Origin of the sequence: Flavobacterium sp. J49, from assembly GCF_011742145.1 — a bacterium.
Classification (GTDB): Bacteria; Bacteroidota; Bacteroidia; order Flavobacteriales; family Flavobacteriaceae; genus Flavobacterium.
In genome coordinates this window covers 268,875-295,852 of sequence record NZ_JAAQQU010000104.1, presented here as the reverse complement: position 1 = coordinate 295,852, position 26,978 = coordinate 268,875, and the positions used below count along the sequence as shown (strand labels likewise).

At 38.4% G+C, this 26,978-nt stretch carries 25 protein-coding genes and 1 tRNA gene; 14 read left to right on the top strand and 12 right to left on the bottom strand.

Annotated elements, in window-relative coordinates:
- Positions 1 to 26 precede the first annotated feature (26 nt).
- The 5 genes from HA632_RS07810 to HA632_RS07790 all read left to right on the top strand — a co-directional run bounded on the left by HA632_RS07810 (position 27) and on the right by HA632_RS07790 (position 4,000).
- Positions 27 to 893, top strand: coding sequence for an aldo/keto reductase family oxidoreductase (locus HA632_RS07810; RefSeq protein WP_176306633.1), 867 nt, complete (start codon positions 27 to 29; stop codon positions 891 to 893).
- Between the two features lie 68 nt (positions 894 to 961).
- On the top strand, positions 962 to 2,113 hold the full coding sequence (locus HA632_RS07805; RefSeq protein WP_176306632.1) for an ATP-binding protein: 1,152 nt from the start codon (positions 962 to 964) through the stop codon (positions 2,111 to 2,113).
- Positions 2,106 to 2,843 (top strand): metallophosphoesterase family protein, encoded by a 738-nt coding sequence (locus tag HA632_RS07800; protein ID WP_176306631.1) that lies wholly within the window; start codon positions 2,106 to 2,108, stop codon positions 2,841 to 2,843. Before HA632_RS07805 ends, HA632_RS07800 begins: the two co-directional genes overlap by 8 nt.
- Before the next feature lie 64 nt (positions 2,844 to 2,907).
- Positions 2,908 to 3,402 carry a DUF6646 family protein gene (locus tag HA632_RS07795; RefSeq protein ID WP_176306630.1) on the top strand — a complete coding sequence of 165 codons (495 nt, stop codon included), beginning with the start codon at positions 2,908 to 2,910 and terminating at the stop codon, positions 3,400 to 3,402.
- Between the two features lie 22 nt (positions 3,403 to 3,424).
- Complete coding sequence (locus HA632_RS07790) at positions 3,425 to 4,000, top strand: alkylphosphonate utilization protein (RefSeq protein WP_176306629.1); 576 nt, start codon at positions 3,425 to 3,427, stop codon at positions 3,998 to 4,000.
- Between the two features lie 84 nt (positions 4,001 to 4,084).
- On the opposite strand, the gene HA632_RS07785 is transcribed toward HA632_RS07790, so the two are convergent.
- From HA632_RS07785 to HA632_RS07775, 3 genes are all read right to left on the bottom strand, one after another.
- Complete coding sequence (locus HA632_RS07785) at positions 4,085 to 5,638, bottom strand: aldehyde dehydrogenase family protein (RefSeq protein ID WP_176306628.1); 1,554 nt, start codon at positions 5,636 to 5,638, stop codon at positions 4,085 to 4,087.
- 146 nt (positions 5,639 to 5,784) lie between these two features.
- Positions 5,785 to 6,321 carry a 3-hydroxyanthranilate 3,4-dioxygenase gene (locus tag HA632_RS07780; protein WP_176306627.1) on the bottom strand — a complete coding sequence of 179 codons (537 nt, stop codon included), beginning with the start codon at positions 6,319 to 6,321 and terminating at the stop codon, positions 5,785 to 5,787.
- Between the two features lie 62 nt (positions 6,322 to 6,383).
- Positions 6,384 to 7,484: an endonuclease/exonuclease/phosphatase family protein gene (locus tag HA632_RS07775; protein WP_176306626.1), complete on the bottom strand. Its 1,101-nt coding sequence runs from the start codon at positions 7,482 to 7,484 to the stop codon at positions 6,384 to 6,386.
- 139 nt (positions 7,485 to 7,623) lie between these two features.
- Here HA632_RS07775 and HA632_RS07770 point away from each other — a divergent pair, with 139 nt between their 5' ends.
- From HA632_RS07770 to tnpA, 5 genes are all read left to right on the top strand, one after another.
- Complete coding sequence (locus HA632_RS07770) at positions 7,624 to 10,494, top strand: TonB-dependent receptor (protein ID WP_176306625.1); 2,871 nt, start codon at positions 7,624 to 7,626, stop codon at positions 10,492 to 10,494.
- Between the two features lie 18 nt (positions 10,495 to 10,512).
- Entirely contained in the window at positions 10,513 to 11,883 is a 1,371-nt protein-coding gene (locus HA632_RS07765) for a DUF5689 domain-containing protein (RefSeq protein WP_176306624.1), read from the top strand.
- A 1-nt stretch (position 11,884) separates the two neighbouring features.
- Positions 11,885 to 12,328 (top strand): hypothetical protein, encoded by a 444-nt coding sequence (locus HA632_RS07760; protein ID WP_176306623.1) that lies wholly within the window; start codon positions 11,885 to 11,887, stop codon positions 12,326 to 12,328.
- A 100-nt stretch (positions 12,329 to 12,428) separates the two neighbouring features.
- Positions 12,429 to 14,330 (top strand): S9 family peptidase, encoded by a 1,902-nt coding sequence (locus HA632_RS07755; RefSeq protein ID WP_176306622.1) that lies wholly within the window; start codon positions 12,429 to 12,431, stop codon positions 14,328 to 14,330.
- A gap of 239 nt (positions 14,331 to 14,569) precedes the next feature.
- Positions 14,570 to 15,031, top strand: a complete 462-nt coding sequence (gene tnpA, locus HA632_RS07750; RefSeq protein WP_176306621.1) for an IS200/IS605 family transposase — start codon at positions 14,570 to 14,572, stop codon at positions 15,029 to 15,031.
- 275 nt (positions 15,032 to 15,306) lie between these two features.
- On the opposite strand, the gene accC is transcribed toward tnpA, so the two are convergent.
- The 6 genes from accC to pdxA form a co-directional block, all read right to left on the bottom strand.
- Positions 15,307 to 16,653: an acetyl-CoA carboxylase biotin carboxylase subunit gene (gene accC / locus HA632_RS07745; RefSeq protein WP_176306620.1), complete on the bottom strand. Its 1,347-nt coding sequence runs from the start codon at positions 16,651 to 16,653 to the stop codon at positions 15,307 to 15,309.
- 96 nt (positions 16,654 to 16,749) lie between these two features.
- On the bottom strand, positions 16,750 to 17,229 hold the full coding sequence (gene accB / locus HA632_RS07740; protein WP_176306619.1) for an acetyl-CoA carboxylase biotin carboxyl carrier protein: 480 nt from the start codon (positions 17,227 to 17,229) through the stop codon (positions 16,750 to 16,752).
- A 24-nt stretch (positions 17,230 to 17,253) separates the two neighbouring features.
- Positions 17,254 to 18,255 carry a beta-ketoacyl-ACP synthase III gene (locus tag HA632_RS07735; RefSeq protein ID WP_176306618.1) on the bottom strand — a complete coding sequence of 334 codons (1,002 nt, stop codon included), beginning with the start codon at positions 18,253 to 18,255 and terminating at the stop codon, positions 17,254 to 17,256.
- A 158-nt stretch (positions 18,256 to 18,413) separates the two neighbouring features.
- Positions 18,414 to 18,608 carry a 50S ribosomal protein L32 gene (rpmF, locus tag HA632_RS07730; RefSeq protein WP_176306617.1) on the bottom strand — a complete coding sequence of 65 codons (195 nt, stop codon included), beginning with the start codon at positions 18,606 to 18,608 and terminating at the stop codon, positions 18,414 to 18,416.
- A 9-nt stretch (positions 18,609 to 18,617) separates the two neighbouring features.
- Positions 18,618 to 19,157: a DUF177 domain-containing protein gene (locus HA632_RS07725; protein ID WP_176306616.1), complete on the bottom strand. Its 540-nt coding sequence runs from the start codon at positions 19,155 to 19,157 to the stop codon at positions 18,618 to 18,620.
- A gap of 85 nt (positions 19,158 to 19,242) precedes the next feature.
- Positions 19,243 to 20,289, bottom strand: coding sequence for a 4-hydroxythreonine-4-phosphate dehydrogenase PdxA (gene pdxA / locus HA632_RS07720; protein WP_176306615.1), 1,047 nt, complete (start codon positions 20,287 to 20,289; stop codon positions 19,243 to 19,245).
- A 60-nt stretch (positions 20,290 to 20,349) separates the two neighbouring features.
- Between pdxA and HA632_RS07715 the strand changes: the two genes are divergently transcribed.
- Entirely contained in the window at positions 20,350 to 20,940 is a 591-nt protein-coding gene (locus HA632_RS07715) for a riboflavin synthase (protein ID WP_176306614.1), read from the top strand.
- 473 nt (positions 20,941 to 21,413) lie between these two features.
- On the opposite strand, the gene HA632_RS07710 is transcribed toward HA632_RS07715, so the two are convergent.
- Positions 21,414 to 21,487, bottom strand: a tRNA-Ile gene (locus HA632_RS07710).
- Positions 21,488 to 21,594: 107 nt separating this feature from the next.
- Positions 21,595 to 21,996: a methylmalonyl-CoA epimerase gene (mce, locus tag HA632_RS07705; protein ID WP_176306613.1), complete on the bottom strand. Its 402-nt coding sequence runs from the start codon at positions 21,994 to 21,996 to the stop codon at positions 21,595 to 21,597.
- A 283-nt stretch (positions 21,997 to 22,279) separates the two neighbouring features.
- Here mce and rbfA point away from each other — a divergent pair, with 283 nt between their 5' ends.
- Together rbfA and HA632_RS07695 are read left to right on the top strand one after the other, a co-directional pair.
- Positions 22,280 to 22,672 (top strand): 30S ribosome-binding factor RbfA, encoded by a 393-nt coding sequence (gene rbfA / locus HA632_RS07700; protein WP_176306612.1) that lies wholly within the window; start codon positions 22,280 to 22,282, stop codon positions 22,670 to 22,672.
- Positions 22,673 to 22,678: 6 nt separating this feature from the next.
- Positions 22,679 to 23,878, top strand: a complete 1,200-nt coding sequence (locus HA632_RS07695; protein WP_176306611.1) for an FtsX-like permease family protein — start codon at positions 22,679 to 22,681, stop codon at positions 23,876 to 23,878.
- Here HA632_RS07695 and dusB read toward each other — a convergent pair.
- A complete protein-coding gene (gene dusB / locus HA632_RS07690) occupies positions 23,875 to 24,867 on the bottom strand; it encodes a tRNA dihydrouridine synthase DusB (RefSeq protein WP_176306610.1) in 993 nt (330 codons plus the stop codon). The genes HA632_RS07695 and dusB overlap by 4 nt on opposite strands.
- A 259-nt stretch (positions 24,868 to 25,126) precedes the next feature.
- Here dusB and lepA point away from each other — a divergent pair, with 259 nt between their 5' ends.
- The gene (gene lepA, locus HA632_RS07685; protein ID WP_176306609.1) at positions 25,127 to 26,923 is read left to right on the top strand and encodes a translation elongation factor 4; all 1,797 of its coding nucleotides are present in this window, start codon (positions 25,127 to 25,129) and stop codon (positions 26,921 to 26,923) included.
- The last annotated feature ends 55 nt before the right edge of the window (positions 26,924 to 26,978 follow it).

The following is a 26,978-nucleotide window of genomic DNA, read 5'->3' as shown; positions in this document are numbered from 1 at the left end:
CAACACACTACTTAAAAAAGACAACAATGCAAACAAAACTCTCGCCCATAATTGCCGGAACCATGAACTGGGGCATTTGGGATAAAAACCTAAACACCACCGAAATGGAGCATTTGATACACCTTTGTATCGAAAATCAAATTACCACTTTTGACCATGCCGATATTTATGGTGATTATACTACTGAAGCCTCTTTTGGTAAGGCTTTCGCCCAAAGTAACATCGACAGAAAAAATCTGCAATTGATTTCGAAATGCGGGATTCAACACATCAAAGGAAGAGATAACAAAATCAAACATTACGACTATTCCAAAGATTATATCATTTGGTCAGTAGAGAACTCGCTTAAAAACCTTCAAACCGATTATTTGGATGTCTTGTTGTTGCATCGTCCAAGTCCGTTGATGGTAGCTGATGACATTGCAGAAGCGGTAGAAAAACTCAAAAAGGAAGGCAAGATTATCGATTTCGGATTGTCCAATTTCACCGCTTGGCAAACTGAATTGATTCGCCAGAAAACCGAAATCAGTTACAATCAAGTCCAATTTTCGGCTACGCATCACGAAGCCATGTTGGACGGCAGTTTTGATTATATGCAACTGCACAACATTCGCCCGATGAGTTGGAATCCGTTGGGAACAGTTTTCCGGGAAGACATTGAACAAACCAGACGCTTGAAAAAATTATTGGCAGAATTGGTAAAGAAATACCATTTCGGTTCGGATACGATTTTGTTGGCATGGATTTTAAAACATCCGGCCAAAGTCATTCCGGTTGCCGGAACTGTCAATGTTGCCCGAATTCAAGCGTTGATGAAAGCCACCGAACTGCAACTCGATCAAGAAGATTGGTTTGCCATTTGGACGGAAAGTATGGGAAATAAAGTACCTTAAAAACACGAAGTTTGAAGTACGAAGTGGTATTCTTTCGTACTTCGTACTTTGTAAATCGTACTTAAACTATGATCAACAAACGACTTTTAATTAAAAACCTGCTCGCTCACAACGATGAGAGCAGTTTTTATGATAAGAAACGACAGTTGAATTTGCACACCAAAGAAGGAAAAGCCAAGTTTTTAAAACACATTTGTGCTTTGTCTAATTCTAATCCTTCGAACAATTCTTATATCGTGGTTGGTGTGGAAGATCAGGAAAATGAAATAGTGGGTGACGATTTTTTTGACGACAGCCGCATACAGAATTTGGTCAACGCTTATCTGGAAAATCCACCCAAAATTCAATACGAGAATGTGCCGTTTCCCAATTTGCCTAAAGACAAAGTAGTGGGTTTGGTTACGATTAAACCGAAGCACAAGACTTCCTTTTTTAAGAAAAACATTCACACCATTCTGGCAAATACGGTTTTTGTGAGGGTTGGCAGCAATTCAATGCCGACAGAAGATAAAATTCCGTATTCTAAGCAGAATATCGAAACGGTAATCAGCATTGAAAACAGTTCACGAAACAGCATTGCCCACACGCTCGATGGTGTTATGGATTTTATGAATGTGCGACACGGCGATATGCCTTCTAAATACAAGGTTTTCAAGGAACTGTTTGTAATTTGTTGGGCCGGAATTCCGAAAAAAATCCGTGATACAACTTATCTTTCCCGAGTGGATATTGAATTGATTAACGAACAAGTAAAGTTGTTCTATTCAGCACTCGATGTGGTTTCTATCCAATATGACGACCACAGTTTTACGATTATTGAGCACGTACCGCTTGGACTGAATGACAAAACCAGTTTTTATCCCTTGGAACAATTGACCATTCATTTTTTTGACAACGGCTATTACAAAATGGAGACCAAAATGCTGTTTGAACCACCGGCATACAACAAAAAAATGCTGCATCACATTTATAATTCTAATATAGCGTTGCTGAATAAATTACAAAAAGGAGTTACTTTGTCTGAGCGCGAAGAAAAGGATTTAGAGAACTTATCATCAACACTAATGATTTGTTATTTGAATGGTTTTGAAGAAGCCAAGCAAAAACTGATAGATGGCAAACCCTTTTTAAAAGCCCAACAAAAACCTAATGTTTATTTGAGTTTTAAAGAAGCAATGCGCATTTTAAGAAAAATGAAATACAACCAAACGAATGGGTAGAATATTAGTAATAGGCGATATTCACGGTGGTTTGAGAGCATTGCATCAAATCATGGAAAGGGCCAAAGTAACCAATGAAGACACTTTAATTTTCTTAGGCGATTATGTAGACGGTTGGAGCGAATCACCACAAGTCATTGATTATTTGATAGGATTGAACCAAAAGCAAAATTGCCATTTTATCAAAGGCAATCACGATGAGTTATTGTTGGATTGGTTGGAAGGTAATACCAAAAATTTCGATGAAAAAATGTGGTTCAAACACGGCGGTGAAGCGACTATTTTGGCTTATGAAAATGTAACCGAAGCTGCTAAAAAGCTGCATATCGCTTTTCTGAAATCATTAAAGGATTATTACCACGATGATCAAAACCGTTTGTTTATCCATGCCGGATTTACCAATATGAACGGCATCAATTATGAATATTTTTCCAAATTATTTTATTGGGACAGAACGCTTTGGGAAACGGCTTTGTCGCTAGATGAAACCATTCCCAAAGACAGTTGGTTGTATCCTCGACGGTTTACTTTATATGATGAAGTTTATATTGGTCACACACCGGTTACACGAATAGGAAAAACGGTTCCCATTCAGAAGGCTTGTGTTTGGAATGTGGATACCGGCGCTGCGTTTAAAGGTCCGTTAACCATCATGGATGTTGACACCAAACAGTTTTGGCAAAGTGAACCATTGAACGAGTTGTATTTTAATGAAAAAGGAAGGAATTGATTTCAAATTAATTCTACAAAATAGTATTTTTAATGGCCTATATTTGCACTTTAATTTAATAGTTATGAGAAAAATAATCACAATAGCAGTTTTGGCTATGGTCAGTTTTGCCAATGCACAAGCGTTTAAAGGAAAAGGAGATGTAAAAGGACAAGTAGGCATGACTATGCAAGATGGTGGAACCGGAATTGGGGTTTCGGCCGATTTTGGGATGGGCGAAAACATGTCTTTCGGAATAGTAGCGGGTTATATGCTTAATGCCAATGATAAGGTAGGTTTTAAACCTCGTTTTGAAGACAGAGCCGATTTAAAAGTGCGTTTCAATGCTAATATCGGGAACGTTTTAAAATTAGACCCAAAGATGGATGTTTATCCCGGTTTGGATTTAGGCTTGCGAAATTTTGGCGGGCATCTTGGTTTCAGGTATTTTTTCACCAATGGTTTCGGAATGTTTGCTGAAGCCAATGCTCCTTTAGCCCGATATGATACTGATGTAAACGGATTTGAACATTACAACAACCAATTTGTGTTTACCATTGGTGCTTCCTTCAACTTATAGATAATTATTTAAGCCAAACATAATGAGTATTGTTACTGAAAAAAGATTAAAAGACAGAAGCGGTTCCAAATGTGAAATCAGCGGAAGCGAAGAGAATTTAGTAGTGTATTTAGTTGCACCCAAAACCGAAGATATTCCCGAAAATTGTGTTTTAATCACGAAAAATTTAAAAGACCAAATTGAGAATCCCGACACTACCAATCCGAATGATTGGCGTGGGTTAAGCGACAGCATGTGGAATGAAAACCTGCCGGTGCAAATTGTTTCCTGGCGTATGTTGGCGCGTTTAAAAAATCACGATTTACTTGATATGATGTACCTGGACGAAGATGCATTAGAATGGGCCAAAGCCACAGGAGAAGGCGAAGACGAAGAAGGCAAAATCGTTCACAAAGACAGCAACGGCAATCTTTTGTTTGATGGAGATTCGGTGGTTTTAATTAAAGATTTAGATGTAAAAGGCGCTAATTTCACCGCCAAGCGTGGTGCTGCTGTTCACAATATCAAAGTCGTTTGGGACAATGCCGAACAAATTGAAGGCCGAGTAGAAGGACAACATATCGTGATTTTGACACAGTATGTAAAGAAGACTAAATAGATTTCAACTTTATATAAATAAAAAAGCGTCCGGTTTGAGGACGCTTTTCTTTTTTCTTGCTTCTTTGTTCTATTTTCTCAAAGATTATAAATCAAACTTAATACCTTGTGCCAATGGTAAACTGGTCGTATAATTGATGGTATTCGTTTGTCTTCTCATGTATACTTTCCAAGCATCAGAACCCGATTCACGACCACCACCGGTTTCTTTTTCACCACCAAAAGCACCACCAATTTCCGCTCCGGAAGTTCCGATGTTTACATTGGCAATACCACAATCTGAGCCGGCAACCGACAAGAAAGCTTCTGCTTCACGCAAGTTGTTGGTCATAATCGCAGAGGATAAACCTTGCGCCACACCGTTTTGAATAGCAATGGCATCATGCACATCGCCTGAATATTTTAATAAGTATAAAACCGGTGCAAAAGTTTCGTGCTGGACGATTTCGAATGAGTTGTCAGCTTCGGCAATGGCCGGTTTTACGTAACAACCGCTTTCGTAACCTTCGCCGGTTAGTACACCGCCTTCTACTAAAATTTTTCCGCCTTCAGCCACAACTTGAGTTAACGCTTTTTTGTATAATTCAACCGCATGGGTATCGATTAGTGGTCCAACGTGGTTGTTTTGGTCTAAAGGATTTCCGATTCTCAATTGGCCGTAAGCACCCACAATCGCATCTCTTACTTTATCATAAATACTTTCGTGGATGATTAATCTACGAGTTGAAGTACAACGTTGTCCTGCCGTTCCAACCGCACCGAAAACCGCACCGATAACCGTCATTTTGATGTCAGCATCCGGCGTTACGATGATGGCGTTGTTTCCGCCTAATTCTAAAAGGGAATTTCCTAAACGAGCGGCACAAGCTTGTGCTACAATTTTACCCATACGGGTTGAACCGGTGGCAGAAACTAATGGCACGCGTTTGTCATGCGTCATCATTTCACCAACTTTATAATCACCGTTGATTAAACAAGAGATTCCTTCGGGAAGATTGTTTTCTTTCAACACTTCGGCGATGATATTTTGACAAGCGATACCGCATAAAGGTGTTTTTTCAGAAGGTTTCCAAACGCAAACATCACCACAAATCCATGCTAAAGCGGTGTTCCAAGACCAAACGGCTACAGGAAAGTTGAAAGCCGAAATGATTCCGACGATTCCAAGCGGATGGTATTGTTCGTACATGCGATGACCCGGACGTTCCGAGTGCATGGTCAAACCGTGCAATTGGCGTGATAAACCTACCGCAAAGTCACAGATGTCTATCATTTCCTGAACTTCTCCGTAACCTTCTTGCAAAGATTTTCCCATTTCATAGGAAACCAATTTCCCAAGAGGTTCTTTGTATTTTCTTAATTTTTCACCAAACTGACGAACGATTTCGCCGCGTTTGGGTGCCGGCATTAAACGAAAAGTTTTGAAGGCTTCTGACGCCGTTTGCATTACTTTTTCATAATCTTCGGCTGTGGTGGTTTTTACTTTTCCGATAAGTTGTCCGTCTACGGGAGAATAACTTTCCAAGATTTCTCCGTTTGAAAAATGATTGTTTCCTGTAGAGGTACCTTCATTGATGGCTTTTACACCTAATATTTCTAAGGCTTCGGTCATGCCGAATTGTTGCGCAATTGTTGACATTGTATTTTTAGTTTGAATGTTTTAGTTTCAGCAAAAGTAATCGTTTATTTTGAATTTTAGCCCGGATGGTAACGGCATCCTTTTTAGCTTGTTTTTATAACAAGTTAAAAAGATACAGTGGACAGCCGGATTAGCTCCCGATTCCTTTACTTGGTCATAAATCTCGGGTCGGTATCCATCACGGTACCGCATTTTTCGCAGGTTCTGAGGGTTTCCGATTGGTAAAAATGATTGAAATGTTGGAGAAAATCCATTTCTATATCGCGCAATTCGAAATAGATTTCGTAGAGTTTGTGGTTGCAGTTTTCGCAGAACCAAAGCAGGCCGTCGGGAATTTCTTTGCCCACTCTTTTGCGTTCAACGACTAATCCTATGGAATTTTCACTTCGCGACGGAGAGTGCGGCACTTTGGCGGGCAACAAAAACATATCGCCTGCGGAGAGTTTCATCGCTTTTTTTTCGCCGTCTTCTTGAATGTAAACGGTGATTTCACCTTCGAGTTGGTAAAAAAGTTCTTCGGTTTCGTTGTAATGGAAATCTTTGCGGGCGTTGGGACCTGCTACAATCATTACGATATAATCGCCGGAATCAACGTATAAGTTTTTGTTGCCAACGGGTGGTTTTAACAAATGACGGTTGTTGTTTATCCATTGGTTGAGGTTGAAGGGTTTTGCTACGGCCATGGTTTAAATTTTAAGTAAAGTTATAAAATAAAAAAGTCCCGATGTGCTCGAGACTTTGTTTATTATTTCATTTCTTTAATCAGATAGATATACACGGGAAAGTGGTCGCTAAAACCAATTTCATTCATGCCATGTCTGAGCGGATAACCTTTGTATTGGCCGGTTGTGGTAATCATGTAGGGTTTGTTGTAAATTCCGGCTTTCCAATAACGGAATGAAGAATAATCGGTCCTAATCAAAGCTTCCGAAACCATAATTTGGTCGAAAATGTCTCCGGCATCTCTGTAAAATAAAGTTGAGTGACCTTTATAAAACATTTCTTCAAAAGGATTGTAGATGTCGAATTGTTTTACTTCTTCTTTTTTGCGTTTGGCGCCAATGCCTTCTTTTACACTTTTGTTATAAGTACCATCGTTTAAATCGCCCATGGTAATGATTTTGGCATTGGGGTTGATTTTATAGATGGAATCCATGATTTGTCGGTTCAATCTTCCTGCGGCTTCGCGGAAAGGGGCGCTCTTCTTTTCACCGCCGGAACGCGAAGGCCAGTGATTGACAATGATATTAACTTCTTCCCCGTCAAGGAAACCGGTTACTAAAAGTTGGTCACGGGTGTAAACTCTATTGTCGGGAGTCGCTTCGTTTTTGTCATCGGTGGTTTCTTCTTTGTCTTTTTTATCGGCTTTCCCTTCTTGGTTTCTGTAAATGAGCAAAGGAATATTTTTAAAACTGGTTGGTTTAAAATGTTTCTTTTGGTACAAAAGCGCTACATCAATTCCTCTTTTATCCGGGGAATCAAAATGAACTATGCCGTAGTCTTTATTAATAAGTAGTGGTTCTTTGACCAAATCTTCTAAAACACCTCTGTTTTCAATTTCACAGCCGCCAATTAATGTTGGAGAGTTGTTAGGATTTTCACTGGTGCCGATTTCAGAAAGTACTCTGGCCAGATTGTGTAATTTTTGCTTGTATTTTTTGGAGGTCCAATTTTGTGCTCCGTCAGGAAGCCATTCTTCATCATTATTTGGACCGTTAATTGTGTCAAACAAGTTTTCAAAATTGTAGAAGGCCACGGTGTGAATATTATACTTTTTTGCCTGGGCATTACCAGCTGAAATTGCGAATAAGGCAAATAAAAGCGCTATAAAACTTTTAATTCTCATAAACGGTGTATTAATTTAATATCAAGTTTTTTACAAACTTTGGGCCAAAAGTAGATAATATTATTAAAAGATGTACATTTGTCGGCTGTTAAGTTTTGAACGAGACTTAACGAAAGGAAAAATTAATTTTATTTTATTTATGAAAAAACTTGTTATTAGTACTTTATTTGTAATGCAAGTGTTTTTTGTTTTTGCGCAAACTACTGCCGGAATTACAGGGAAAGTAGTAGATTCTAAAACACAAAGGCCATTACAAAATGTTGTTGCTTCTATTCAAAACACCAGTCTCACTGCATTGACAGACGTTACAGGTGTTTTTGTATTTAAAGAAGTGCCTAGTGGTAGTCAGTTACTGCAAATTAAAAGCACCGGATTCAAAGACCAATTGTTGTCTGTTGAGATAGAGGCCGGAAAAGTGTTAGATTTAGGAATTGTAGTTTTGGAAGAAGATATTACAATTGAACAACGAATTAATTTAATTGCCATTTTGGATAATGACTTGGGAGATGACAACAGCGGTTCAGAAAATACCGCCGGATTGTTACAGGCTTCCAGAGATACATACCAACAGGCGGCGGCTTTCAATTGGGGTCAGGCGCGTTTTAGAATCAGAGGTTTGGATAATGAATATTCAACTACGATGATTAACGGGGTTACTATGAACAAGTTATTAGACAACAGACCTCAATGGGGAAATTGGGGCGGTTTAAATGATGCGACAAGAAACCAAGAGTTTACTATGGGTTCAGCACCTTCAGATTATACTTTTGGGGGAATTTTAGGAACACAAGAAATAAATACAAGAGCTTCAATTTACAGAAAGGGAACGCGTATTTCCTATGCAGGTACCCAAACCAATTACAATTGGAGAGCTATGGCTACTCATGCCTCAGGGATGAATAAAGACGGTTGGGCATTTGTAATTTCTGCTTCAAGACGTTGGGCTGTAGAAGCTTATTTTGAAGGCACAGATTATTCTGCAAATTCTGTTTTTGCCAGTATAGAAAAGAAGTTTAATGACAAACACAGTTTAAACTTTACCAGCATTTATGCTCAAAACAGAAGAGGAAGAAATTCTTCAAATACCGATGAAATTACCCGTATTGCCGGGATTAAATACAATTCATATTGGGGATGGCAAGATGGGAAAAAGAGAAATTCTCGTGACAGAGAAGTAGAGGAACCTATAAATATGTTAACACATTACTGGAAAATGAGTGATAAAACACAATTAACCACTAATGTAATGTACCAATTTGGTGAAATAGGTAATTCAAGATTGGACTTTGTTAATGCCGCCAATCCGGACCCTACTTATTATCAAAATTTACCAAGTTATTTCACTTCACAATACAATAATAACCCTGAAACGGTTCCAAGTTCAGCCTATTTACCCGGAGGTTTAGGCGGTGTGTTTACTCCTAATCTTATAGGAGCAATGGATGCGCCGTTTTTTACCCAAAGACAGATTGATTGGAATGCTATGTACAGAGCAAACACAACTGCAATTATTGATGAAAACGGTAACGAAATAGGAAGAGAACCTACCAGAAGTTCTTATGTTCTTTATGAAGACAGAACCGAAGATAAATTATTTGTAGCTAACAGTATTTTAAGTTCGCAATTGTCGGATAATATCGTTATGAATGGAGGAGCCAGTTACAGTCGTTTAAATTCAAGCAATTTCCAATTGTTGACCGATTTACTCGGAGGTTCTCATTTCCTAGATATTGATACCTTCCAAGAAGGTTCAGCACAACAACCGGATTTAAATAATCTAAACAGAGAGGTTAAAGTTGGTGACAGATACGGTTATAATTATAAATTATACGCCGATCATATTGATGCTTTTACCCAATTTAAATTTACTTATAAAACAATTGATTTTTATCTAGCGCAATCTTTCAGCAGAAAATCATACCAAAGAGAAGGATTGTACAGAAACGGAATCTATGCTACTTCTTCATTCGGAAAAAGCGAAAAAATAGAATTCGACAATTTTGGGTTTAAAGGTGGTTTGACTTATAAAATCTCCGGTAAACAGTTCCTTACTTTTAACGGATTATACATGTCTAAAGCACCTTCAATGAGAAATGTGTTTTTCAATGCCAGACTTAGCAATACACCAATCAGAAATTTGAAAAGCGAGACCGTTTCTAACCTTGACATGAGTTACGTGATTAAAACACCAACGTTCAAAGCCAGACTTACAGGTTTCTTCGCTAACATTAAAGATGCAACTGAAACCTCTTTCTTCTTTGCTGAAGGCGCTTTAGAAGATAATGATGGTGACGGAGGAGATGCTTTTGTGGCTGAGATAGTAACAGGATTAGAGAAGCTAAACATTGGTGCAGAACTTGGATTAGAATACCAAATCACTTCTACCATTAAGGCTACTGCTGCCGCTTCTTATGGTCAATATACTTATAACAATAACCCAAATGTTACCTTGAATGATGATGCAAGAGCCGCAAGAGGTCTTTCAACTTTAGTGAATTTGGGCGAATCTAAACTTAAAAACTACAGACAACCTGGTATACCTCAACAAGCTTATGCTTTAGGACTTGAATACCGTGACCCTAAGTTTTGGTGGGTTGGCGCTAACGTGAATTATTTGGCGGATACTTACTTAGATGTTTCCTCTGTTTTAAGAACCAATAGCTTTTTAAGAAATCCTACAGATGCTAATGGGTTCCAGTTTCCTGAAGCTACTCAAAGCCGCGTGGATGAATTGTTAAAACAAGAAAAATTTGACCCTTATACCCTTGTAAACTTAACTGGTGGAAAGTCATGGAGAATATCCGGTAAAAATCCCGTAACTTTAGGACTGTTTGCAACATTAAATAATGTTTTTGATGTACAATACAAAACCGGAGGATTTGAACAGGCCAGAAACGCTAATTACAGAGAGTTAAACCAAGACGTATCCAGCGGAACTCCAGCCTTTGCTCCACGTTATTTTTACGGTTTCGGAAGATCCTACTTTTTCAACTTCTATATTAATTTCTAAAAAAAATAAAATTACAATATGAAAACAACATTTTTAAAACCAATCCTTGCGCTAGCTTTTGTAGCAAGTTTTTCATCAAGTTGTATTAATGATGATGAATATGATACTCCTCAAGTTGATTGTATTGAAACTACATTACAAAAAACTAAAGAGGTATCTGAAATCAGTGCCAGCTCTACAGTTACTCAATATTTACAAGATGATGTAATTGAGGCTTATGTGGTTTCTTCTGATAAAGGTGGAAACTTTTTCAAAACGATTTCATTCCAAACTTTACCAACTTTGGCACAACCACAACCATCAGCGTTTAGTGTGCCGGTTGATGTGACTTCTACTTTTATTTCTTTTGAACCGGGTAGAAAAGTTTTAATCAAAATGAAAGATTTATACACAGATTTAAGTAATGGAGGAAAAAGAATCGGAGGTATTTTCGTTAGTTCTTCTAATACGCCTTCTGTAGGAAGACTTTCTCCTGCTTTATACAGAACTGCGCTTAATAAATCTTGTACTATTGTTCCTGAAGATCAATTAAAAAGAACGCTAACCATTCCTCAGTTGTTGAATGATGCTAATATAAACACCTTGGTTGAATTAGAAGGAGTTCAATTTTCTAATCAAGCAATAACAAGTACATACTATAATTCAGCCAACGATTTAGGAGGAGCAACAAACCACCTTTTAACTGACTCTGAAGGAAATTCAGTTATTTTTAGAACCAGTAGTTTTGCCAATTTTGCCGCTAAACCGGTGGCATCAGGTAGAGGTAAAGTTAGAGGAATCTTAACAAAATTCGGTACAGATTATCAGTTTTTGGCCAGAACCGAAGATGATATTCAGCTTAATGGCCCAAGATTAGTGCCAATTTTTACAGAAAATTTCGAAAGCATTTCAAGTACAGGGAATGGCCAAAATGTAGCCTTACCGGGTTGGTCAAACGTTTCTATGAATGGAGGAAACGAAAAATGGGAAGCCAGAATTTTCAGCAATAACAAATACGCTCAGTTTTCTCCTTTCGGAATTACTCCGGCAGAAAATAACGTAGACACAAGATTAATTACACCTGCCATAAACTTAGATGCTACAACAGGTGAGTTCTTAAGATTCGGCTCTAAAATTGGTTTTGCTAATGGTGAAGCTGTTACCGTTTGGATTTCAACCAACTACAATGGTGCCGGAACCGTTGCTGCCGTAAATGCTGCAACTTGGGTACAATTGAACGCTACTTTTGCCCCACAAACAGCCAGTTTCCCGACCAACTTTACTAGTTCAGGGAATGTAGATTTATCTTCATATTCCGGAAATGTTTATATTTCTTTCCGTTATGTTGGAGGTACTAATAACATTACATCGACCTATCAAATTGACAATATTGAAGTTTATGCCCAATAAGATGAAAAAGTTACTCGCTTTATTATTTCTTCTACCACTGACTTTTGTTTCCTGTGGTGAAGATGAAAAGGATTTTGTACAACAAAATTACTTGGTCGGAAATTGGGAAATCATTCAGAAAGGAACAAGATCTCCACAAGGAGTTATTTTGTATCAAGACTATTTGAACAATTCAAATTGTAAAGACAATTATATTTTTAATTCCGACTTTACATTTGAAAGCAACGATTACACTACCGAAGAACCTTGTGTGAGCACCAGTATTGAAGGTACTTACAATAGGTTGTCAACCATAGTGACATTAGATTATACCATTCAAGTTGGTGAAACAACACAAGAAGAGTCTAAATCGCTAACCATAGTGTCTTTGACCTATACCGAAGCCATTATTGCTTACACCGATGATTTAGGGCAAGTTGTTTACCTAAAATTACAAAAGGTATAATATCATATTAAACCCTTATAACTAAGCCATCCTTTATAGGGTGGCTTTTTTTATGGATATAATTTACTATTTTTAAACCTTTAAATAAACAAACACCACTATGAAAAAAATCTTTTTTATAATCCTCGGTACCATGAGCATAAACGCAACAGCACAGGAAGTATTAACGCCCGAAACCCTCTGGAAATTAGGCAGAGTAACTTCGCTTGGTCTTTCTAAAGACGGCAAATCGGTTGTCTATAAAGTGGCGACGCCATCTGTAGCCGATAATAAATCGAATACCAAGTTTTACACCATTCCGGTAACCGGCGGAACGCCAACAGAAGTAGCGGACACCAAAGAATTAGTAGCCGATAAAAACGTCTCTCCCGACGGGTTGTATATACTCTCCAGCCAAGAAGTAATAACCGAAAATGTATTAGGCAAAGACATTTATTCCGATTTAAGCAAATCAGATGCCCAAGTCTATAACGGTTTAGATTACCGCCATTGGGATACTTGGAATAATGGTTCACACAATCATGTTTTCTACGCCGAAAATAAAGCTAAAGCCAAAGGCATTGACATCATGCCTAACGAACCTTACGACAGTCCGCAAAAACCTTTTGGCGGTGATGAAGATTACATTTGGTCACCCGATAGCAAAAGCATCATCTACGTTTGCAAAAAGAAAGCCGGAACGGAATATGCCGTTTCAACCAACACCGACTTATACGAATACAATCTCGAAACCAAAACCACTAAAAACCTAACCGAAAACAATCCCGGTTACGATATGAATCCGGTGTTTTCCCCAACCGGAAACCTAACGTGGTTGCAAATGAAACGCGATGGTTACGAAGCCGATAAAAACGATTTAATTGTTCGTTTCAAAGGCATCGACATGAACCTAACCGCCAATTGGGACGGCAGTGTCGATAATTTCCTTTGGAGTGCCGATGGTAAAAAAATCTATTTCACCGCAGCGGTTGATGGAGCCAAACATTTATTCGAAGTCAATTTCCCGGGTTTGACCAAAATTGCGGTTACGGTTAAGCAAGTAACGTCGGGCGATTTTGATGTGAATGATTTGGTAGGTTTCTCAGGCGATAATATCATCGTAACGCGCACCGACATGAACCACGCGGCCGAAATCTATTCGTACAACTTCAAGAAAAAAACCTGGTTGCAACTCACCAAAACCAATGATGATGCCTACGCCAAATTGGCTTTACCCAAATACGAAAGACGTTATGTAACCACCACCGATGGTAAGAAAATGTTGGTTTGGGTAATTCTTCCTCCCAATTTTGACCAAACAAAAAAATACCCAACGCTTTTATACTGCCAAGGCGGACCGCAATCACCTTTAACTCAAAGCTATTCTTTCCGTTGGAACTTCTCTTTGATGGCTTCGCAAGGCTATGTAATCGTAGCGCCAAACCGTCGCGGGATGTACGGTCACGGACAAGCTTGGAACGAACAAATATCTAAAGATTGGGGCGGACAAGTAATGAACGACTACCTTTCGGCGATTGATGATGTGGCTAATGAAAGTTATGTTGACAGAGCGCGTTTAGGCGCTGTTGGAGCGAGCTACGGCGGGTATTCGGTATTCTACCTAGCCGGAATCCATGGTAATCGTTTTAAAACGTTTATTTCGCATTGCGGGGTTTTCAATTTGGAGAGTATGTATGGCACCACCGAAGAAGTCTTCTTCAACAACTGGGACCACGGCGGTGCTTATTGGGAAAAAGACAATGCCGATGCCCAAAAAGCCTATACTGAATTCAATCCCATCAAAATGGTTGACCAATGGAACACGCCTATCCTAATCATTCAAGGCGGAAAAGACTACCGTGTGCCTATCGGACAAGGACAAGAAGCTTTCCAAGCGGCACAATTGCGAGGCATCAAAAGCCGTTTCATGCTCTTCCCCGAAGAAAACCACTGGGTGCTAAAACCACAAAACGCCTTAGTATGGCAACGTGAGTTTTACAAATGGTTGAAAGAAACGTTATAACAAAGTCCCGTCAGGGACTAAATATCGGTAGAAAAATAAATAATTTCATCCAACAAAATCCCGTTAGGGATTAGATGTCGGTAGAAAAATAAATAATTTCATCCAACAAAATCCCGTTAGGGATTAGATGTCGGTAGAAAAATAAATAATTTCATCCAATAAAATCCCGTTAGGGATTAGATGTCGGTAGAAAAAAATATATTAATCAATACAATCCCGTTAGGGATGATATTTCGGTAATGGCAAACACATACACACAAATTCATATTCAATTTGTTTTCGCGGTAAAATACCGTGACGGTTTAATCCATGCTTCTTTCAAAGAAGAATTATACCAATACATCACCGGAATAATTAAAAATCACAACCACAAATTATTAGCCATAAATGGAATGCCTGACCATATTCATATATTCATCGGAATGCGACCTACGCAATCAATTTCTGATTTATTGCAGGACATAAAAGGAAGTTCTTCGAAATGGATAAACGAAAAGAAATTTCTAAAGGTAAAATTCGAATGGCAAGAAGGATATGGTGCTTTTTCGTATGCCAAATCTCAAGTAGACTCGGTTATTAATTATATTAAAAATCAAGAGCAACATCATACGGGAAAGACTTTCCGTGAAGAATACTTAGAATTTTTAAAATTGTATGAGATTGATTATGACGAACGTTATATTTTTAGAGAGCCAATGTAAATTATATCATCCCTAACGGGATTTCTCTTTAATTCATATACGTTTTCTACCAAGATTCAATCCCTAACGGGATTAAAAAGCCCAACTTTCTCAAGTTGGGTTTTGTTTTTTTAATCAGGAGCGATTGGTTTGGGCATTTTTGGAGTCCGTGTTCCCGCTTTCCGTTACAATCTCTTCGAGGATTTCCACTACAATCGGGGCTAATGGAGAAACCTTTTTAACTTTTGGAAACTTAGCCAAATAAAAAACCCAACTTGAAAAGTTGGGTTTTTTATTTATTCCGGATCGTTCATTTTAAAACTCTCCATAAACTTCGTAGTGTAATTTCCGGCAACATAATCCGGCTCGTCCATCAATTGTCTATGGAACGGAATGGTCGTTTTTACACCTTCAATGTAAAACTCATCCAACGCGCGTTTCATTTTGTTGATGGCTTCTTCTCTGGTTTGCGCGGTTGTAATCAACTTAGCAATCATCGAGTCATAATTCGGCGGAATAGTATATCCTGCGTAAACGTGGGTATCTAAACGCACTCCGTGTCCACCCGGCGCGTGTAAAACAGTAATTTTACCCGGCGAGGGACGGAAGTCATTATAAGGATCTTCCGCGTTGATACGACATTCAATAGAGTGCAATTGCGGTAAATAGTTTTTACCCGAAATTGGCACACCTGCCGCTACTAATATCTGCTCACGAATCAAATCGTAATCAATAACTTGTTCTGTAATAGGGTGCTCTACTTGGATACGGGTATTCATTTCCATGAAGTAGAAGTTTCGGTGTTTGTCTACCAAGAATTCTACCGTTCCGGCACCTTCATATTTGATAAATTCGGCGGCTTTTACGGCGGCTTCACCCATTTTAGTACGCAATTCGTCCGTCATAAATGGAGACGGCGTTTCTTCGGTCAATTTTTGGTGACGACGTTGCACCGAACAATCTCTTTCGGATAAGTGACAAGCTTTTCCATAAGAATCACCAACCACTTGAATCTCAATATGACGAGGTTCTTCGATTAATTTCTCCAAATACATGCCGTCATTTCCAAACGCTGCCGCTGATTCCTGACGCGCACTTTCCCACGCTTTTAATAAATCTTCTTCTTTCCAAACGGCACGCATCCCTTTTCCACCACCACCGGCAGTAGCTTTTAACATTACCGGGAAGCCCATACCTTTAGATAATTCTAAAGCTTGCTCGTAAGATTCTAACAAACCGTCAGAACCTGGAACACAAGGAACGCCGGCCGCTTTCATGGTGGCTTTTGCCGAAGCTTTGTCACCCATACGGTCAATCATTTCAGGCGAAGCACCAATAAACTTGATACCGTGTTCCTGACAAATTTTAGAGAATTTTGCATTTTCAGACAAGAAACCATAACCCGGATGGATCGCATCGGCATTAGTGATTTCGGCAGCTGCGATGATGTTGGACATTTTCAAGTAAGATAAATTACTTGGCGGTGGCCCAATACAAACGGCTTCGTCTGCAAACTTTACGTGTAAACTTTCCGCATCGGCGGTAGAGTAAACCGCCACGGTCTTGATGCCCATTTCTTTACAGGTTCTGATAACGCGAAGCGCAATTTCCCCTCTATTGGCAATTAATATTTTTTTAAACATCTTATTTTAATTAGATAATTAGACAATTTCATGCATCAATTAAAAATTAGTTGTTAGAAAATAATTTCCAACATCCAACTTCTAACTTCTAACTTTTTAAGATGGGTCAACTAAGAATAAAGGTTGGTCAAATTCTACCGGAGACATATCGTCTACTAAAATTTTAACGATTTTACCGGTGATTTCTGCTTCGATTTCGTTGAACAACTTCATTGCTTCCACTACACAAAGTACGTCACCTTTTTGGATAGTGCTTCCCACTTCCACAAATACCGGTTTGTCCGGAGAAGGTTTGCGGTAGAAAGTTCCAATCATTGGTGATTTTATAGTAACATATTTTGAATTGTCATCAGCAGCAGGAGCAGCGGCAACCGGCGCGGCAGCGACAGGAGCAGCGGCAACTGGAGCAGCAATAGCTTGTTGCATTGGCGCTTGTTGTACATAAGTAATATCAGGTGTGTTTCCTTCAAGAGTTGTTCTGATAGTAATTTTTACATCACCTGTTTCTAACTTTACTTCGGCAACTCCGGAATTGGATACAAATTTGATTAAGTTTTGAATTTCTTTTAAATCCATAATTAGTTAGTTTAAGAATTAGTTTTATTGTTGTTTGTTATATGCCCATTTTAAATAGATAGAACCCCAAGTGAATCCACCTCCAAATGCTGCAAAAATTAAATTATCTCCTTTTTTAAATTTATCTTCGAAATCGCTCAACAACAAAGGTAAAGTTGCTGAAGTTGTATTTCCGTATTTTTGAATGTTTACCAATACTTTTTCTTCGTCTACGCCCATTCTGTTGGCCGTAGCATCGATGATTCTTTTGTTGGCTTGGTGGGCAATTAACCAATTGACATCGTCTTTGGTTAGGTTGTTGCGCTCCATGATTTTTTCACTCACATCGGCCATTCCTGAAACGGCATATTTGAATACTGTTTTCCCGTCTTGAAACACAAAGTGTTGTCCGTTGGCAACCGTCTCTGCTGTTGGAGGAAGTATAGAGCCACCGGCATCAATTTTCAGGTATTCTCTACCGATGCCATCGCTTCTTAAAAACTCGTCTTGTAATCCCAAACCTTCATAATTAGGTTCGAATAAAACAGCGCCTGCACCATCACCAAAGATAATACAAGTGGCTCTGTCAGTATAATCGATAATGGAAGACATCTTATCAGCGCCAATCAACAATACTTTTTTGTATCTGCCTGATTGAATGTAAGCTGCGGCATTGGACATACCGAATAAGAAACTTGAACAAGCGGCTTGTAAATCATAAGCAAAAGCGTTTACAGCGCCAATTTGGGTAGCTACATAAACACCTGTAGCGGCAACCGGCATATCCGGAGTAGCAGTCGCCATGATTACTAAATCAATTTCGGCGGGATCAATATTGGCTTTGGAAATTAAATCCTGAGCGGCTTTGATGGCCATATAAGAAGTTCCTTTTCCTTTGTCTTTCAAAAGTCTTCTTTCTTTGATTCCGGTACGAGTGGTAATCCATTCGTCATTGGTATCAACCATGGTTTCCAGTACTTGATTTGAGAGTACAAATTCCGGAACATAAGCTCCAACTGCGGTTATTGCGGCTGTTATTGTAGTCATAAAAATGGTATTTTTCCAATCGATTTTTTGAAATCGAAAAGTTGTGGAAATTACAAAAAAAATTTATACCTAAGGTGATTAGGATTGGATATTTGCTAAAATTAATTAAAACAAAAAACTCCCACATAGTGAGAGTTTGTTTTGTAAAAAAACCTTAATTAAGCAACAGCTACTGATTTATCAATAACTACTTGTCCTCTATAATACATTTTACCTTCATGCCAGTAAGCTCTGTGGTATAAATGTGATTCACCTGTTACAGGACAAGTTGCGATTTGAGCAACAGTTGCTTTATAATGAGTTCTTCTTTTATCTCTTCTTGTTTTCGAGGTTTTTCTCTTAGGATGTGCCATTGTACTATATTATTTATCCGTTAATAGTTGTTTTAATTTGTCCCAACGCGGGTCAATATCATCTTCTTTTGTTACTTCTTTTGCTTCTTTAACTTGTAATTCGTTTAGTTTTTGTAATGCTTCCGTTTGCAATGTGCCGTCTTTAACACCGGGATGAACCCTTTTTTGCGGGATAGACAAAACAATCATTTCATAAACATACTGCGACAAATCAATTTGATGTTCTCCGTGAGGCAGTATCAATAATTCGTCATTATCATTGTTGAATTCGTCACCAAACTGTACCACCAATTTGATTTTTCCCTTAATAGGTAAATCAAATGGTTCTCCGGTTAAATCACAAGGAACGTTAACGGTTCCTTTGTGTTTAAAGTTGATTTCCAACATAGTAGTCTTTTTTTCCAAGACCACATTGGCAGTTATATCGCAACTTTCGAATTCATCAAAACTAAATTCGTCAAAGAACTTTTTGTTTATTTTAAATTCAAATTGATGCTTTCCTAATTTTAACCCTACAAAAGGAATTAAATATTCATTTGTACTTTTCATCTAAACAACAATTTGACCCAACATTTCGGGAGTGCAAAGATATAAAATTATTGGAATTCCAATAACCTTATGAACATTTTTTTGTTTATAACTGTCTTTCTTTTGTTTTCAAGGGATTTTTGCTGATTTCCTGGTGCTGAAATCTTGAATTATAAATATCAATGGCAGTGTAAACCGCTTCCTTGAACGAATTATAATCGGCAACTCCTTTTCCGGCAATTTCATAGGCCGTTCCGTGATCGGGAGAAGTTCTTATTTTATTTAAACCGGCGGTATAATTTACCCCATTCCCAAAAGACAAGGTTTTAAACGGAATTAATCCTTGGTCATGATAAGTAGCCACTACAGCGTCGTATTTTTCATATTGGTTACTGCCAAAAAAACCATCAGCGGCAAAAGGGCCAAAAACCATAGTGCCTTTATCGAACAGTTTCTTTAAAGTAGGTTTTATAATTTCGTCATCTTCTTTGCCTATAACCCCATTGTCTCCGGCATGCGGATTTAAAGCCAATACGGCAATTTTGGGCTTGTTAATGCCAAAATCCTGTATCAAAGATTGTTTGATGGTTTCAACTTTCTGAAGGATTAATTTTTCTGTCAAATGCTTGGCCACTTCATTCACCGGAATATGGTCGGTTAACAAACCTACTCTTAGATTATCCTGCACCATTAACATCAAAGCATTTCCTTCGAGTTCTTGGTCTAAGTAATCAGTGTGTCCCGGAAATTTAAAGTCTTCCGATTGAATATTGTATTTGTTGATTGGAGCAGTGACCAAAACATCAATTTGGTTTTCTTTCAAAGCTTTAGTGGCGGTAATGAATGATTTTATAGCATATTTACCCACGTTTTCATCGTTGTTTCCAAAGTTCAAATCAACGCCTTCTCTCCAAATATTCAGCACATTGATTTTGCCAATCACCAATTGGTCTAATTTATCAATGCCGTGTAATGGAGCGGTTAGCGCCAAAGTTTTTTTGATAAAGGACAACACTTTAACATTCGCAAAAATAACCGGGGTGCAAAGTTCCAACATTCTGGCGTCTTCAAAAGTCTTAAGGATTACTTCGCTTCCAATACCGTTTAAATCTCCGATTGAAATTCCAACGATTATATTTTCTGCTTTTTTCATAAGTAGGACTGGTTATTTATTGCTAATTTTGAAGTGCAAATTTAGTAAAATAAAACCATAATGTTTACAGGAATAATTGAAACCCTTGGAATTATAAAAGAAATAAAAAAAGACCATGACAATATTCATGTTACGGTTTCATCTAACTTAACACATGAGCTTAAAATTGACCAAAGTGTGGCGCATAATGGGGTTTGTCTTACGGTTGTAGCCATAAACCATGATGAATATACCGTAACAGCTATCAGAGAAACGATTGAAAAAACCAATCTTGGCGATTGGAAGGCGGGAGATTTGATTAATTTGGAGCGAGCAATGCAACTGGGAGATCGCTTAGATGGTCATATCGTTCAAGGACATGTGGACCAAACAGGTGTTTGTAAATCAATAGAGGAAGCCAATGGAAGTTGGTATTTTACTTTTGAATACGACAGTAAGTTAAACAATGTTACTATTGAAAAAGGATCTATAACAGTGAATGGAGTCAGTTTAACTGTGGTTAATTCTAAAGATAATGAATTTAGCGTAGCTATTATTCCTTATACTTATGAGCACACTAATTTTAAAACATTCCAAATTGGAAAAAAAATAAATTTAGAGTTTGATGTTGTGGGAAAATACGTGGCAAGATTGTATTCTCTAAGACAATAACTTTAAAAATTACTGCATTTATAAAGAAAAAGCATCCATTTAACAGGATGCTTTTTTTATATTGGATTTGTAAATTTTATAACAGCCGAAGAGTAGTGAAATGCCAGCCAATAGCAACAAACCCCCGTCCAACGGTAAGCCCGGCGGCGGCGGCGGCGTAGAGGGAGGCGGTGGTCCTGGTGCCGCAAAAACATTTGTTAATGGCAACAAAAACACCGAAAGAATGGCAATAATTCTACTCGGGACAATTTTCATAGTGCGTAAAAGTATAAAAAAAATCTAATCACCAAAATAATTTAATTATTAAATCAGTTAAGTTAATGGAAATTTAAAGTGCAAAAGTATTTATATCGTGTAAATTAAAATTTCTATTGCAAAAATTACATCAAATTAATACATCCATTAACGATGTTTCCAACTTTTTGGTTTTTTGTTGCATAAAAAAGACCTCTGGAAGAGGTCTTTTTATATTGTGGTCCCACTTGGGCTCGAACCAAGGACCACCTGATTATGAGTCAGGTGCTCTAACCAACTGAGCTATAGGACCGGTTTTACTTCACTGACTTTTATTGGCTTTTGGAGTTCAGTGAATAAAGCCAAGGCTTTAATTGAGGTTGCAATATTACTATTATTTTTGTTTCGTTGCAACTATTTTTAGCGGATTTCTTGACAAAGCTCAATCAAAACACTGTTGGTTCCTTTGGGATGTAAGAATGCAACCAGCTTGTTGTCGGCACCTTTTTTTGGGGTTTCGTTTAATATGGTGAAGCCTTCTTTTTTTAAGCGTTCCATTTCGGAAAGGATGTCTTCTACATCAAACGCGATGTGGTGAATGCCTTCGCCTTTCTTTTCTAAGAATTTGGCGATAGGGCTTTCAGGATTGGTGGCTTCTAAAAGTTCTATTTTGTTTGGCCCATTCATAAAGAAAGACGTTTTTACGCCTTCGCTGGCGACTTCTTCTTCTTTATAAGGCGGATTTCCGAAAAGTTTCTCAAAAAGCAAGTTGGATGTTTCTAAACTTTTTACGGCGATGCCGATATGTTCTATTTTTCTCATTTTTTTAGAGTTATAAAGTGCCAGAGTTGCAAAGTTGCAAGGCGGCTGAGTTGTTTGAAAGGTCAAAGATAAGGAATTCAAGGATTAGTGATTAAAAGAGTAAGCGTGAACTCTAGCCCCGATGGGAGCGAACTACCTTGTAGTGCGGACAGCGGGAAGATTTATGATAGAAAACGAATGTTGTGCTCCAAAAAAACTTTGACCCGAGCCAGAAAGGCGAATTGAACGGAGTTAAACTCTACCACTTTGCTACTTTGAAACTTAAAAATCGTATTTTTGCCTCATGGAAACGAACAGACAAAAAAAGATAGGCAGTGTATTGCAAAAAGATTTGGTAGATATTCTTCAGGGAGAAGTGCGTAAAAACGGCATTTCCAACTTGGTGATTTCGGTTTCAAAAGTGAGCGTGACTACCGATTTATCGATTGCCAAAGTGTATTTGAGTGTTTTTCCACAGGACAAAGCCAAGGATTTATTGGAAGCCGTCAAAACCAATGCGCCTTTAATCAAGCATGATTTATCACAAAGAGTTAAGCTGCAATTGCGCAAAGTCCCGAACTTGGCCTTCTACATTGATGATTCATTGGATTATATCGAAAAAATTGACAACGCCTTAGCCGGCAAAGAAAATCCGATTGAAAACCGCGATCTTTTAGACAAACGCAAGAAATTTTAATTTCACTTGAACTTCCCGCTTTACATAGCCAAACGATACCTTTTTAGCAAAAGTAAAAACAATGCTATCAATATTATTACAGGTATCGCTTCGGTAGGTATTATTGTTGGCGCTATGGCTTTGTTTGTAGTGCTTTCTGTTTTTAGCGGTTTGCGCGTTTTTAGTTTGTCCTTTTCCAACGACTTTGATCCCGATTTAAAAGTCAATCCCATTTCTGGAAAATCCTTTGTTATTTCGCCTGATCAAGAATCCCAACTCAAAAATACAGAAGGCGTTGCGTCTTTCAGTAAAGTTTTGGAAGAAAGAGTGCTTTTCTTCTTTGACGGCAAAGAGCAAGTGACTTACTTAAAAGGTGTCGATGCCAATTTTACCAAAACCAATGTGGTCGATCAAAATTTGATTAACGGAAAATGGTTGGAACCCAATACGGTTCAAGTTGTTATTGGCTATGGCATATCCGAAAAATTGTCTTTAGGCCTTTTTGATTTTAACAATCCATTTGAAGTGTATGTGCCGAGAAAAGGGAAAGGCGTCATTGAAAGTGAAGCTGAAGCGTTCAACAAAGCCAAGTTGATTCCGACTGGGATTTATGCGATTAGTGAAGATTTAGACAGTAAATACGTGTTTTGCGACTTGAATTTGGCGCAATATTTATTAGAATTGAAAGCCAATCAGATTTCGGGTCTGGAAATTAAACTCAAACCCAATGTTGATGAAAATAAGATAATTGAGAAACTTCAATCCCTTTTTCAAAATAAAGTAGAGGTTAAAAACAGAGCCCAACAAAATGCTACTTTATACAAAATGTTGAATACCGAAAATATAGCTGTGTATTTAATTTTTACTTTGGTCATTATCATAGCGCTTTTCAACTTAATAGGTGCACTGATTATGATGGTTTTGGATAAAAAGGCCAATTTGAAAACCCTCTATAATTTAGGTTCTGAAATCAAAGATTTGAAGAAAATATTTCTATTGCAAGGCAGTTTGTTAAGTGTTTTTGGAGGTATTATCGGATTGCTTTTGGGGATAATTGTGGTTGTGATTCAACAACAGTTTGGTTTGGTCATGATTACCGAAAACTTAGCTTATCCTGTCGTTTTCAGCCTTCAAAACGTGGTGATTGTATTCCTCACAATAATCTCACTGGGCTTTATTTCCAGCTGGATTGCGAGTAGTAGAGTAAGCAAAAAGTTGTTGGATTAAACAAATTGAAAACCCGAATACACGTCCTGAATTTCATCTAAAGCCTTAAACAAAGCCTCAGCCGATTCGAGTGTAACCAATTTTAAACGGTGTTCTTTGAAGTTGGGAATGCCTTTAAAATAATTGGTATAATGACGGCGCATTTCTACAATCCCAACGCGTTCGCCTTTCCAGTCCATAGACCAAGTTAAATGATTTCTGGCGGCTTCGACTCTGTCAGTCATGGTGGGTTGTGCCAAATGTTCTCCGGTTTTGAAATAGTGTTTGATTTCGTTAAAAATCCACGGATAACCTATCGCTGCACGACCGATCATCATACCGTCTAAACCGTATTTGTTCTTGTACTCCAAAGCTTTTTCAGGCGAATCAATATCGCCGTTTCCAAAAATCGGCATCGTGATACGCGGATTGTTTTTTACGCGGGCAATGTGTGACCAATCCGAATGGCCTTTGTACATTTGGGCACGAGTACGGGCATGAACGGTCAAAGCTTGCACGCCAATATCCTGCAAACGTTCGGCAACTTCATCGATATTAATGGAATTTTCATCCCAACCCAAACGTGTTTTTACGGTTACCGGAAGATTGGTTCCTTTAATGACCGCTTTGGTTAAGCGTACCATTAAATCGACATCTTTTAAAACGCCGGCACCGGCGCCTTTGCACACCACTTTTTTTACGGGACAACCAAAATTAATATCTACCAAATCCGGTTGGACCGCATCAACAATTCGTGAAGACATTTCCATCGCTTCCTCATCACCGCCAAAAATTTGAATGCCCACCGGCCGTTCGTAATCGAAAATATCCAACTTCATTTTGCTTTTCATCGCATCGCGAATGAGTCCTTCTGATGAGATGAATTCCGAGTACATTAAATCGGCACCGTGCAACTTACAAAGTCTGCGAAAAGGCGGATCGCTCACGTCTTCCATAGGTGCGAGTAGCAAAGGGAAATCAGGTAATATAATGTTGCCGATTTTGGGCATAGGGAATTTTTTTGGCAAAAATACGATTTTTAAGAGAATAGAAGAAAGAGTAAAGAACAAAGACTGTTTTTGCGCTTTGAAAATGATGAATTTAGCCTATATTTGCCGATTAAATGCGTTAGGGATGGGAGCAAGTACCGTGTACTGCGGACAGCCCGACCTCGTTCGAAAGACGAGGTAACGCCCAAGATTTTGACAGATTTACGAAGATGAAATGCCGGGGCATTACAGGTTTCCAACAAGACAATATTAAGTTTACATGAAGCATATTAGAAATTTTTGCATTATTGCTCACATTGACCACGGGAAAAGTACGTTGGCGGACCGATTGCTTGGTGCCACACAAACCGTTACCGCACGAGAAGAAAAAGCCCAGTTGCTGGACAACATGGACTTGGAGCGTGAGCGTGGGATTACCATTAAGAGTCACGCCATTCAGATGGAATACAAATACAAAGGCGAAGATTATATCTTAAATCTTATCGATACTCCCGGACACGTGGATTTCTCTTATGAAGTTTCGCGTTCGATTGCGGCTTGTGAAGGCGCACTTTTGATTGTAGATGCAGCGCAAAGTATACAGGCACAAACGATTTCGAATTTGTATTTGGCTTTAGAAAACGACTTGGAAATTATTCCGGTGTTGAATAAAGTGGATTTGCCAAGTGCGAATCCCGAAGAAGTAAGCGACGACATTATTGATTTGTTAGGGTGTAAATTAGAAGACATTATCCACGCTTCGGGGAAAACCGGTTTTGGGGTGGAGAATATTTTGGCGGCGATTATTGAAAAAATCCCGGCACCCAAAGGCAGCAAAGAAGAACCACTTCAAGCCTTGATTTTTGATTCGCATTACAATCCTTTCCGAGGCATTGAAGTTATTTTCCGTGTGAAAAACGGTGAAATTAAGAAAGGACAGAAAATTAAGTTCATGGCTACCGGCAATGAATATTTTGCAGATGAAGTAGGGACTTTGAAGTTAAACCAAGTACCAAAGAACGTAATTTCTACCGGTGATGTTGGATATTTAATTTCAGGAATAAAAGAGGCGAAGGAAGTAAAAGTGGGTGACACCATTACCGATGCCAAAACGCCTACAACGAATATGATTACAGGATTTGAAGATGTAAAACCTATGGTTTTCGCCGGAATTTATCCTGTAGATACAGAAGATTATGAAGATTTGCGTTCTTCGATGGAGAAATTGCAATTAAATGATGCCTCATTAGTGTTTACACCGGAAAGTTCGGCGGCTTTAGGTTTTGGTTTCCGTTGCGGATTCTTAGGCATGTTACACTTGGAAATCATCCAGGAACGTTTGGAGCGCGAATACGATATGACAGTGATTACTACGGTTCCCAACGTTTCTTATTTGGCTTACACCAAAAAAGAACCTGAGGTTGGTTTTGTGGTAAACAACCCGTCCGATTTACCGGAACCATCCAAATTGGATAGAGTTGAAGAGCCGTTTATCAAGGCGACGATTATTACCAAAGCCGATTATGTTGGCAATGTAATGAGTTTGTGTATTGAAAAACGCGGTGTGATTACCAATCAAACCTATTTGACCACCGAAAGAGTTGAATTGAATTTTGACATGCCATTGGCAGAGATTGTATTCGATTTTTATGACCGATTGAAAACCGTTTCCAAAGGATATGCGTCGTTTGACTACACGCCAATTGGAATGCGAGCGTCTAAATTAGTAAAATTGGATGTTTTATTAAATGCCCAATCAGTAGATGCGCTTTCGGCCTTGATTCATGAGAGTAACGCTTACAACATTGGTAAAAAAATGTGTGAAAAGCTTCGTGAATTAATCCCAAGACAACAATTTGACATTCCGATTCAGGCGGCGATTGGTGCGAAAATCATCGCCCGTGAAACTATCAAAGCATTAAGAAAAGACGTTACCGCCAAATGTTACGGCGGGGATATTTCACGTAAAAGAAAGCTTTTAGAAAAACAGAAAAAAGGAAAGAAAAGAATGCGTTTGGTAGGAAATGTAGAGATTCCGCAGGAAGCGTTTATGGCGGTTCTGAAACTGAATGATTAATTTCAAATATAAATACAGAAAAACCCAATGGCGAAAGTTGTTGGGTTTTTTGATT